This is a genomic window from Streptomyces sp. NPDC047841 (assembly GCF_040704085.1).
Lineage (GTDB): Bacteria > Actinomycetota > Actinomycetes > Streptomycetales > Streptomycetaceae > Streptomyces > Streptomyces argyrophylli.
On the sequence record NZ_JBEYRP010000017.1, the window covers coordinates 1 to 12371 of the forward strand.

A 12371-nucleotide genomic window follows, 5' to 3' on the forward strand; every position below is an offset into this window, starting at 1 on the left:
GCTTCCCCAAGGAGACGCTGGACCTGGTCGCGGACGGCAAGGCGCTGCGGCTCGACGACTTCGTCCCACCCCGCACCAGGTGGGAGCACGAGACCGGGGCGTCGCCGCGTGCACCGCAAGGACAGGAGAGAGGGAAAGGCAGAGAGGGAGAAAGGGGGGCAGGGAGAGCGGGGAGGGAGAGGAAGGACCCGGGGGCCCGGCAGCACGGACCCGGCCCCCTCGGTGGTCTTCCCGCTCCGGGTGCACGTGGTGCGCCGCGTGCCGGCGCGTGCCGGCCGGTCCGGACGAGACCCCCGGTGCCGCGGCGCGGGGCGGGGCCGGGCGGGAACGGACCGGGCCAAGCGGTGCGCTGCCGGGACCGCGGCGCCACCCCTCACGGACGGCGGGCGGACCGGTGAACAGGACGAGGGGCCCGCCACGTTCGTGGCGGGCCCCTCTGCGGCTGTCGGCTCCGGTGGTGCGGCCAGTGTCCCGGTCAGGCCGTCAGCAGCTCCCGTTCCCGGTCGGCGGTGGCCCCCGGCACGGCCTCCCGGAGCGTGGAGACCAGGAGCTCCAGTTGTTCGTCGCCCCTGACCATCTCCATGTGGCGGCCCGGCATCGCCCGCTGGGCCAGGCCCTGCGGGTACAGCCCGTGCCAGTGGGCGACGTACCGGGCTTCCGGCACCTCGTCGCCGCTGCCCTCACGCACCGTGTCGCTGACGAACAGCGTCGCCCTGGCCCCCGAGCGTCCGGGCCGGTAGGCGGCGAGCGACCGCACCTCGGCCTCCAGCACCGCGTAGGGCAGCCACTCGTCGAGCGTGACCAGGTCCTCGTCGATGTTCATCTCCGGCGCCAGGCGCCGCAACTCCCGCTCGGTGGCGGCCCGTTCGGCGCCGTGCTCGTCCTGGCCGCGCCGCCACAACGCGCTCACCCGGCGGTACACCTCGGCGTGCCGCTGGAAACGGTCCCGCTGGTCGTCGCCCGTCACCGCCGGCTCCAGCAGGAACAGGCCGGTGACCTCCTCCGGCGCCGTCACGCCCATCGCGTGCGCGATCACGGCGCCCGTCGACCATCCGAGGATCGTGCACGGGCCCGTGGGCTGCACCGTGCGAATCTCCCGCCAGTACCGTTCCGCGATCGCCTCCATCCCGACGAGCGGCGCCTCACCCGCGTTCAGACCCGGGGCCTGGATGCCGTACACGGTGAACGTGCCCGCCAGGCACCGTGCGAGCGCCCGGTAGGGGTGGGTGCTGCCGCCGCCCGGGTGCACGCAGAACAGGACGGGCAGCCTGGGGTCGGCCGCGGACGAGAGGAGCACCACGAGCCCGGACGACGCCGGTTGCGGGACGTCCAGCGCGGCCGCCAGCTGGGCCACCGTCGGGTGCCGCACGATCTGCTGGAGGGCGACGCCCAGGCCGGCCTCCCGCAGCCGGGAGACCACCCGCACCGCGCTGATCGACTGTCCGCCCAGTGCGAAGAAGTTGTCGTGGATGCCGACGGTGTCGACGCCGAGGACGTCGGACCACACGCCGGCGATGGTCGCCTCCGTGGGGTTCCGGGGTGCGGTGTAGGTGGTGCCGAGGTCGGGCCGGTGGTGGTCGGGTGCGGGGAGGGCCTTGGTGTCGACCTTCCCGTTCGGGGTGAGCGGGAGCTGGTCGAGGGTGACGTAGGTGGCCGGGACCATGTAGTCGGGCAGCTGCCGCTGGAGGTGTGCGCGGAGCTGGTGCGTGGTGGGTGTGTGGCCGGGGGTGGGGACGACGTAGGCGACGAGGCGCTTGTCTCCGGGTGTGTCCTCGCGGGTGGTGACGGCGGTGGTGTGGATGCCGGGGTGGGTGTTTAGGGCGTTCTCGATCTCGCCGAGTTCGATGCGGTAGCCACGCACCTTGACCTGGTTGTCGATCCGGCCGATGAACTCCAGCGTCCCGTCCTGACGCCACTTGACGAGGTCGCCGGTCCGATACGTGCGCGGGTCGGGACGGGGCGGGCTGAGCGGGTTGGCGGTGAAGCGCTGCTCGGTCAGCTCCGGCCGGTTGTGGTAGTGCCTCGCCAGGCAGATACCGCCCAGCAGGGCGTGGCCGGGGACGCCCACGGGCGCGGGCTGGTTGTGGTGGTCGACGACGTAGACGGTGGTGTTGGTGATGGCCCGGCCCAGGGTGGTGGTCCCGCCGTGCGGGTCCGGTTCGGTGGTCAGGCTCATCACGTTCGCCACCGAGCCCTCGGTCGCGCCGTACTCGTTGCTGATGGTGGTGCGTGTGCTGCCGGCGTCGAGCAGGCGGGAAACGAGCTGGGGTGTGAGGTTCTCGCCACCGGCGACGATCGTGGTGATGCGGTGGTGCGCGTTTCGTGTTTCGAGGTGGGCGGCGAGGACTTCGAGGTGTGAAGGGGTCGCCTTGAGGAAGCTGATCGGGACGTCCGTGCAGACCAGGTCGATCGCGGCGTCGAACGCCGTCTGACCGGGCTCAGGCACCGGAATGACCAGTTGCTGGCCCTGGATCAGGGGCAGGAACAGCGCGGTGATCGTCAGGTCGAAGGTGACGGACGAGTAGAGGATGCTGCCGATACCGCCGGGAGCACCAGGCGGATAATTCTGGTCGCACCAGTGCAGGTAGTTGACCACACCCCGGTGCTCCAGGGCCACACCCTTGGGCTTGCCGGTGGAACCCGAGGTGTAGATGACGTAGGCCAGATCGTCCGGCGAGGCCAACGGCTCGGGATCGGTGTCGGGACCGGCCGGCCACCCGGTGTCGACCAGCAGGCGGTCGACCGTGTCCGGCAGACGATCAGCCAGAGCGGTGCTGGTGATGACGAGCGGAGCGTCCGCGTCCTCGACCATGTAGGTGATGCGGTCCGCGGGATACTCCGGGTCCACAGGGACGAACGCGGCACCGGCCTTCAAGATCCCCAGCAGCGTGGCGATCAGATCCGGCGAGCGCTCCAGGCACACGGCCACGAGGGTGTCCGGAGTGATACCCGAGCCACGCAGATGATGGGCCAGACGGTTCGCACGCGCGTTGATGTCCGCGTAGGTCCAGCCCCGCTCTCCGTGAGTCACGGCGACCGCATCGGGATCGGCAGCGACCCGGTCCTCGATGAGCCGGTGGATCGTCGCCGTGTCCGGGTAGGGACCGGTGACACCGTTCCAGTCGTGCAGAACCTGCCGCCGCTCCCGCTCCGTCAGCATGTTCAGGTCGGCGATGCGTGCCCCGGGTGAGTCCACCAGGGAGGCCAGCAAACTTTCCAGGTGCCCTGCCATGCGTTCGACCGTCTCCGCGTCGAACCTGCTCCGGTCGTAGACGAAGCGGAACTCCAGGGCCCGGCCCGCCGAGACGACGAGGGTCAGCGGGTATCCGGTGCGCTCCACGCAGTTCACCAGGCGCCGGGTCAGTCCCTCGGGGAAGTCCGACGGCTTCTGCACCACCGGGTAGTTCTCGAAGACGAGGATGGACCGGAACAGCGGCTCGCCGCGCGGGATCCTGCTGTGCTTCTGCACGTCGACCAGGTGGCAGTACTCCCACTGCCGCATGTCCAGTTGCTCGTCCTGGAGGTCGCGCAGCCACTCGGAGACGGCCAGGTCGCCCGTGAGCCGGCCGCGCACCGGCAGCGTGTTGATGAACAGGCCCATCATCGACTCGACGCCGGGCAGGTCGATCGAGCGGCCGGAGATGGTCGAGCCGAACAGCACCTCGTCCTGGCGGCTGTACCGTGAGAGCAGGATCGACCACAGGCCCTGCACGAGGGTGTTCATCGTGACCCGCTGGGACCTGGCGTAGTCCCGGGCCCGTGCGAACAGCTCCGCGGAGGCGCACACCTCGAACTCGCCGACTCCCGTGTCACCGGTGTCCCGGTCGACGTGCAGGGCGGTGGGCTCGGTGACGCCCGCCAGGTACTCGGACCAGAACGCCCCGGAGTCGTCGTCCCGCCGGGAGTTGAGCCACTCGATGTACCGGCGGTACGGGACCGTCGGCGGCAGCTCGGCGGGAGTGCCGTCGAGCAGCGCGCGGTAGAGGGCGAACAGCTCCTTCTGCAGGATCTGCACGCTCCAGCCGTCGAGGAGGATGTGGTGGAACGACCAGACGACGATGCGGCGTTCCTCCGTCATGCGCAGCACGGTGACCCGGACCAGCGGGGCCCGTGACAGGTCGAACCCCCGGGCCCAGTCCTCCGCCAGGAAGGCGTGCAGCAGCTCCTCCTGGCCGGACAGGCCGCGCAGATCCCGCACCTCGAAGGGGAGGGGGGCCCGGCGCTGCACCACCTGCACCGGTTCCGACACCCCCTCCCACACGAACGCGCTGCGGAGGATCGAGTGCCGGTCGACGAGTTGCTGCCAGGCGGCGCCGAAGAGCGTCTCGTCGAAGGGTCCTTCGACCTCCTCCGTCATCTGCACCATGTAGGGGCGCGTGTCGGAGGTGTCCTCCAGCGAGTGGTACAGCATGCCGAACTGCAGGGGCGAGAGTCCGTAGACGTCTTCCACGTTGTGCGCGCTCATATCGAGAACCTCTTCAGGATCGCGGCCATGTCGGCGTCACCGACATCGGTGAGGGGAACACCAGGGGACTCCCTGCGGGCGTCGGCGGCTCCGTCGGCGCTGCCGGCGATCAGCTCGCGCAGGTGGCCGAGGACACCGTCGGCCAGGTGCTCGACGGTGCGCCGGTCGTGCAGCGCGGTCGAGTAGTTGATGTACAGGCCGAACGTGTCCCCCTCGACGGCGGCGGTCACGTCCAGCACGTTCCAGCGCATGCCCTCCGGGCTGATCGAGTGGCCCTTGGGCTCTTCGGGACCGGCGTACCGTCCGATGCCCGGCAGGTCCCTGGTGAACTGCCCCAGGTAGTTGAAGTTCACTTCCGGAGTGGGCTGCCGGCGCAGTACGGAGGCCATGTCCGGGGCGCCGAGATGGCGCAGGATGCCGTAGCCGACGCCCTTGTTGGGGATCCGCGCCACCTGCTCGCGGACGGAGTCGAGCGAGGCCACCGCATCGGTGGCTGCTGGTTCCAGCCGCAGGGCGACGGGGAAGACCGACGTGAACCACCCCACCGTCCGTGACAGGTCCACGTCGGGGAACAGATCCTCGCGGCCGTGCCCCTCCAGTCCGATCAGGGTCTCGTCGTCGCCGGTCCAGTCCCGCAGGGCGTGCGCCAGCGCGGTGAGCAGCGCGTCGTTGATCCGGGTGTTGAAGACCCTCGGAACGTCCCGCAGCAGAGCACGGGTCTCCTCGGGGCTGAGCCTCGCCACGACGCCGGAGGCGGATCGCAGGTCGTTGCGGCCGTCCCGGTCACGCGGCACCCGGCCGGCCGGCTTGGGCTCGGACCAGTAGGCGAACTCTGCCCGCGCCTGCGCGGAACGGGCGAAGCCGTGCAGTCGCTGGGCCCATGACCGGAACGACGTCGTCTTCGCCGGCAGCAGGGGTGCGAGCCCGGCGGCCCGCCGCTCGTAGCAACTGCCCAGGTCCTCCAGCAGGATCCGCCAGGACACGCCGTCGACCGCCAGGTGGTGCACCACGATGAGGAGCCGCTGACCGCGCGTGGCCCCCAGCTCCAGCAGGGCGGCCCTCAGCAGCGGGCCCTTGGCCAGGTCGAGGCTCTGCTGCGTCTCCTCCGCGACGTCCAGCGACACCGCCGCCAGGGACGCTTCCGCGACACCGGACAGGTCGTGTACGTCGAGGATGCCGGTGTCCACGGTGTCGTCCAGGTACTGCCGCCAGCCGTCGTCCTCGTGTGCGCAGCGCAGGCGCAGCGCGTCGTGGTGCTCGATCAGGTCGGCCAGCGCCAGACGCAGCACGTCGGGGTCGAGTCCGTCGGTGACCAGGAGTTCGGCCTGGTTGAAGTGGTCGAACGCCGGCAGGTCCTTCTCGAAGAACCAGTGCTGTATCGGCGTCAGCGGGACCTCGCCCACCACGCGGCCCTGTTCCGCGTCGACCGGCGTGGCCGTACCGGCCTGTGCCGCGATCTCGGCGATCGTCTGGTGCTTGAAGATCAGCCGCGGGGTGAGGTGCACACCGAACTTCTTGGCCCGGGCGATCATCTGGATGCTGATGATCGAGTCCCCGCCCAGTTCGAAGAAGTTGTCGTGGATGCCGACGGTGTCGATACCGAGGATCTCGGACCAGATCGCGGCAAGGGTGCGCTCGACGTCCGTCCGGGGTGCGGTGTAGGTGGTGTCGAGGTCGGGCCGGTGGTGGTCGGGCGCGGGGAGGGCCTTGGTGTCGACCTTCCCGTTGGGGGTGAGCGGGAGCCGGTCGAGGGTGACGTAGGTGGCCGGGACCATGTAGTCGGGCAGCTGCTGCTGGAGGTGTGCGCGCAGCTCGCGGGTGTCAGGGGCGTGTCCCGGGGTGGGGACGATGTAGGCGACGAGCTGCTTGGTGCCGGGTGTGTCCTCGCGCACGGTCACGGCGGTGGCGTGGACCTGGGGGTGAGTGGTCAGGGCGTTCTCGATCTCGCCGAGTTCGATGCGGTAGCCGCGCACCTTGACCTGGTTGTCGATCCGGCCGATGAATTCGAGGGTGCCGTCGGGGCGCCACTTGACCAGGTCGCCGGTGTGGTAGACCCGGGGATCGGCGCGGGGCGGGCTGAGGGGGTTCGGGGTGAAGCGCTGCTCGGTCAGCTCGGGCCGGTTGTGGTAGTGCCGGGCCAGGCAGATACCGCCCAGCAGGGCGTGTCCGGGGACGCCCACGGGCGCGGGCTGGTTGTGGTGGTCCACGACGTAGACGGTGGTGTTGGTGATGGCCCGGCCCAGGGTGGTCGTCCCGCCGTGCGGATCGGGCCGGGTCGTCAGGCTCATGACGTTCGCCACCGAGCCCTCGGTCGCGCCGTACTCGTTGCTGATGGTGGTGCGCGTGCTGCCGGCGTCGAGCAGGCGGGAAACGAGCTGGGGTGTGAGGTTCTCGCCACCGGCCACGATCGTGGTGATGCGATGCCGGGCCCCGCGGCTCTCCAGGTGAGCGGCGAGGACTTCCAGGTGCGAAGGCGTCGCCTTGAGGAAGCTGATCGGGGTGCCGGCGCAGATCACGTCGATCGCCGCGTCGAACGCCGTCTGGTCGGGCCCGGTCACCGGTACGACCAGCTGCTGGCCCTGGATCAGGGGCAGGAACAGCGCGGTGATCGTCAGGTCGAAGGTGACGGACGAGTAGAGGATGCTGCCGATACCGCCGGGAGCACCAGGCGGATAGTTCTGGTCGCACCAGTGCAGGTAGTTGACCACACCCCGGTGTTCCAGGGCCACGCCCTTGGGCTTGCCGGTGGAACCCGAGGTGTAGATGACGTAGGCCAGATCGTCCGGCGAGGCCAGCGGCTCGGGGTTGGTGTCGGGACCGGCCGGCCACCCGGTGTCGACCAGCAGGCGGTCGACCGTGTCCGGCAGGCGATCAGCCAGAGCGGTGCTGGTGATGACGAGCGGAGCGTCCGCGTCCTCGACCATGTAGGTGATGCGGTCCGCGGGATACTCCGGGTCCACAGGGACGAACGCGGCACCGGCCTTCAAGATCCCCAGCAGCGTGGCGATCAGATCCGGCGACCGCTCCAGGCACACCGCCACGAGGGTGTCCGGAGTGATACCCGAGCCACGCAGATGATGGGCCAGACGGTTCGCACGCGCGTTGATGTCCGCATAGGTCCAGCGCCGCTCGCCGTGAGTGACGGCGACCGCGTCCGGGTCGATGGTGACCCGGTCCTCGATGAGCCGGTGGATCGTCGCCGTGTCCGGGTAGCAGCCGGTGACGCCGTTCCAGTCGACCAGGACCTCCCTCCGCTCCCGCTCCGTCAGCATGTCCAGTTCCGACAGGCGGGCCCGCGGTGCGGCCGCCACCGACGCGGCCAGGGTGGCGAAGTGGCCGGCCATGCGCTCGATCGTCGCCCGCTCGAACAGATCCGTCCGGTACTCCAGGGCCGCCAGCAGCTCGCCATCCGACTCGGCCGCGGTCAGCTGGAGATCGAACTTGGCGTCCTGCCCGCCCACACCGACCTGCTCGACCGTCAGGCCGGGCAGGCTCCACGCGTCGTCGTCCGGCGTGTTCTGGAAGACGAACATCGTCTGGAACAGCGGATTGCGGGACAGGTCGCGGTCGGGAGCCAACTCGTCGACGAGACGTTCGAAGGGGAGGTCCTGGTGGTCGTAGGCGCCGAGGGCGGTGTCCTTGACCCGGTCGAGGAGTTCGGTGAAGGCGGGGTCGCCGGACAGGTCGGTGCGCAGGACGAGGGTGTTGACGAAGAAGCCGATCAGGTCCTCCGTCTCGGCGCGGTTGCGGCCGGCGATCGGGGTGCCCACCGCGATGTCGTCCTGCCGGCAGTAACGGGCCAGCACGATCTGGAACAGGGACAGCAGGGCCATGAACAGACTCGCGCCCTGCCCGCTCGCCGTGGACCGCAGCGCCTCCGCCACCTCCTGCGGCACCGAGAAGTACACGGTGTCGCCTTCGGCACCCTCCCGCTCGGCCGGCCGTCCATGGTCGGTCGGCAGTTCCAGGGCCGGCACCCCCGCGAGGCGCTCGCGCCAGTACGCCAACTGCCCCTCCAGGAACTCACCGCTGAGCTGCTCCCGCTGCCAGGCGGCGAAGTCCGCGTACTGGACGGGCAGTGCGGGCAGCGACGCCTCGCGCCCGGCGACGGCGGCCGCGTACAGCTCGCGCAGTTCGCGGGCCATGATCCCGGAGGACCAGCCGTCCGACACGATGTGGTGCAGCGTGATCAGCACGTAGTGGTCGTCGTCCGCGACGCGGACCACGTCCACCCGCAGCAGCCGCCCGCCGTCCAGCTCGAACGGCCTCCGTGCCTCGGCTGCCATGATCTCCAGCGCGGCCCGCTCCCGCTCGGCCGCCGAGCCGGTCCGGACGTCGTGCAGCACCGGAGTGACCGACCACGGCGCGTCCACGATCTGTGCGGGACGGCCCGAGTCGTCCGTGACGAACCGGGTGCGCAGCACCTCGTGCCGGGTCACCAGACCGGTGAACGCCCTGCCCAGCGCACCGGCGTCGAGAGGGCCCCGCACCCGCAGACCGAACGGTACGAGGTACTCGGCGCTGCCCGGTGTCAACTGGTCCAGGAACCACAGCCGCTGCTGCGCGAACGACAACGGCTGGGGACCGCTGCCACGGTCGACGGGTACCAGCGGCGCCTTGTCGGCCGTCTCCAGCTCGTGTACGACCTCAGCCAGTGTGGCCGGTGTGGGCGAGGTGAACAGGGCGCGCACCGGGACGTCCACCCCGAGCCGTTGCCGTAGCCGCGAGGTCACCTGCGTGGCGAGCAGCGAGTGCCCGCCCAGTGCGAAGAAGTTGTCGTGGATGCCGACGGTGTCGACGCCGAGGACGTCGGACCACACGCCGGCGATGGTCGCCTCCGTGGGGTTCCGGGGTGCGGTGTAGGTGGTGCCGAGGTCGGGCCGGTGGTGGTCGGGTGCGGGGAGGGCCTTGGTGTCGACCTTCCCGTTGGGGGTGAGCGGGAGCCGGTCGAGGGTGACGTAGGTGGCCGGGACCATGTAGTCGGGCAGCTGCTGCTGGAGATGGCTGCGCAGTTCGGCGGCGCCCGGCTCGTGCCCCGGGGTGGGGACGACGTAGGCGACGAGCTGCTTGTTGCCGGGTGTGTCCTCGCGCACGGTCACCGCGGTGGCGTGGACGTAGGGGTGACCTGCCAAGGCGTTCTCGATCTCGCCGAGTTCGATGCGGTAGCCGCGCACCTTGACCTGGTTGTCGATCCGGCCGATGAACTCCAGCGTCCCGTCCTGACGCCACTTGACGAGGTCGCCGGTCTGATACGTGCGCGGGTCGGGACGGGGCGGGCTGAGCGGGTTGGCGGTGAAGCGCTGCTCGGTCAGCTCCGGCCGGTTGTGGTAGTGCCTCGCCAGGCAGATACCGCCCAGCAGGGCGTGTCCGGGGACACCGACGGGCGCGGGCTGGTTGTGGTGGTCGACGACGTAGACGGTGGTGTTGGTGATGGCCCGGCCCAGGGTGGTCGTCCCGCCGTGCGGATCGGGCTGGGTCGTCAGGCTCATGACGTTCGCCACCGAGCCCTCGGTCGCACCGTACTCGTTGCTGATCACCGTCGGCGTACTGCCGGCCTCCAGCAGCCGCGCGACGAGCTGGGGCGAGAGGTTCTCACCACCGGCGACGATCGTGGTGATGTGATGCCGGGCCCCGCGGCTCTCCAGGTGGGCGGCGAGGACTTCGAGGTGTGAAGGGGTCGCCTTGAGGAAGCTGATCGGGACGTCCGTGCAGACCAGGTCGATCGCCGCGTCGAAGGCCGTCTGACCGGGCTCGGGCACGGGAATGACCAGCTGCTGGCCCTGGATCAGCGGCAGGAACAGCGCGGTGATCGTCAGGTCGAAGGTGACGGACGAGTAGAGGATGCTGCCGATACCGCCGGGAGCACCAGGCGGATAGTTCTGGTCGCACCAGTGCAGGTAGTTGACCACACCCCGGTGTTCCAGAGCCACACCCTTGGGCTTGCCGGTGGAACCCGAGGTGTAGATGACGTAGGCCAGATCGTCCGGCGAGGCCAACGGCTCGGGATCGGTGTCGGGACCGGCCGGCCACCCGGTGTCGACCAGCAGACGGTCGACCGTGTCCGGCAGACGATCAGCCAGAGCGGTGCTGGTGATGACGAGCGGAGCGTCCGCGTCCTCGACCATGTAGGTGATGCGGTCCGCGGGATACTCCGGGTCCACAGGGACGAACGCGGCACCGGCCTTCAAGATCCCCAGCAGCGTGGCGATCAGATCCGGCGAGCGCTCCAGGCACACCGCCACGAGGGTGTCCGGAGTGATACCCGAGCCACGCAGATGATGGGCCAGACGGTTCGCACGCGCGTTGATGTCCGCGTAGGTCCAGCCCCGCTCGCCGTGAGTCACGGCGACCGCATCGGGATCGGCAGCGACCCGGTCCTCGATGAGCCGGTGGATCGTCGCCGTGTCCGGGTAGCAGCCGGTGACACCGTTCCAGTCGACCAGGATCTCCCGCCGCTCCCGCTCCGTCAGCATGTTCAGCTCCGACAGGCGGGCCCGCGGTGCGGCCGCCACCGACGCGGCCAGGGTGGCGAAGTGGCCGGCCATGCGCTCGATCGTCGCCCGCTCGAACAGATCCGTCCGGTACTCCAGCACCGCGCGCAGTCCGTCTGCCGACTCGACCGCCGTGAGCGTCAGGTCGAACTTGGCGACACCCCGCTCGATCTCGACCGGCTCGGTCCGCGTGCCTTCCAGCTCCCACGCCCGGCCCTCCGCGCTACCGGGCGCCTGGAGCACGAACATCGTCTGGAACAGGGGGTTGCGGGACGGGTCGCGGTCGGGGGCGAGTTCCTCCACGAGGCGTTCGAAGGGCAGGTCCTGGTGGTCGTAGGCGCCGAGGGCGGTGTCCTTGACCCGGTCTAGGAGTTCGGCGAACGTCGGGTCGCCGGACAGGTCGGTGCGCAGGACGAGGGTGTTGACGAAGAAGCCGATCAGGTCCTCCGTCTCGGCGCGGTTGCGGCCCGCGATCGGGGTGCCCACCGCGATGTCGTCCTGCCGGCAGTAACGGGCCAGCACGATCTGGAACAGGGACAGCAGCGCCATGAACAGACTCGCGCCCTGCCCGCTCGCCGTGGACCGCAGCGCCTCCGCCACCTCCTGCGGCACCGAGAAGGTGACCACGTCGCCGCCGCCGCTCGGCCGCGCCGGACGCTGGTGGTCGGTGGGGAGTTCGAGCGGCGTCACCCGGGCCAGGCGCTCGCGCCAGTAGGCGAGGTGGCGCTCCATCTTCGGACCGGTGAGCCGCTCGCGCTGCCAGGCGGCGAAGTCGGCGTACTGGATGGGCAGTTCGGGCAGTGACGCCTCGCGTCCGGCGACGGCGGCCGCGTACAGCTCGCGCAGTTCGCGGGCCATGATCCCGGAGGACCAGCCGTCCGAGACAATGTGGTGCACCATCAGCAGCAGGAAGTGGTCGTCGTCGGCCAGCCGTACCACGTCGGCCCGCAGGAGCCGGCCCGCGTCCAGGTCGAACGGACGCGTCGCCTCGGCGCGCAGCACTGCGCCGGCGCGGGTCTCCGCGTCCGCCTCGGCCCGCAGGTCGTGGACCGTGACCTCCACCGGCCAGGGTGCGGTGATCACCTGCCGCGGTGTGCCGCTGTCGTCCGCCGGGAACGACGTCCTCAGCACCTCGTGCCGGGCGACCAGGCCCGACAGGGCCGTGCCCAGCGCGGTGACGTCCAGCGCGCCCCGCACCCGCAGCGCCGTGGGCACCAGGTACTCCGGGCTGCCGGGTGTCAACCGGTCCAGGAACCACAGCCGGTGCTGTGCGAACGACAACGGCAGCGGTCCGGCCTCCCGGTCACCGCGTGCGATCCGGGCCGCTTCCGCACGCCGCCGCATGCGTGACAGCAGCCGTGCCTCGACCGAGTTCTCGCCCATGATGTTCCGTCCTTTTCGTCTTCTCGTGCGAG

The 12371-nt window shown here is 70.4% G+C and carries 2 protein-coding genes; both read right to left on the reverse strand.

The window, feature by feature from the left end:
• Positions 1–475: 475 nt before the first annotated feature.
• Entirely contained in the window at positions 476–4465 is a 3990-nt protein-coding gene (locus AB0947_RS27740) for an amino acid adenylation domain-containing protein (protein WP_366753055.1), read from the reverse strand.
• Complete coding sequence (locus AB0947_RS27745) at positions 4462–12339, reverse strand: amino acid adenylation domain-containing protein (RefSeq protein WP_366753056.1); 7878 nt, start codon at positions 12337–12339, stop codon at positions 4462–4464. The genes AB0947_RS27740 and AB0947_RS27745 overlap by 4 nt, the downstream gene beginning before the upstream one ends.
• Between the last annotated feature and the right edge of the window lie 32 nt (positions 12340–12371).

Bases quoted from the DNA above. Each gene is read 5' to 3' on its own strand.
- AB0947_RS27740 (WP_366753055.1), bottom strand. From the start codon at position 4,465: ATGAGCGCGCACAACGTGGAAGACGTCTACGGACTCTCGCCCCTGCAG.
- AB0947_RS27745 (WP_366753056.1), bottom strand. From the start codon at position 12,339: ATGGGCGAGAACTCGGTCGAGGCACGGCTGCTGTCACGCATGCGGCGG.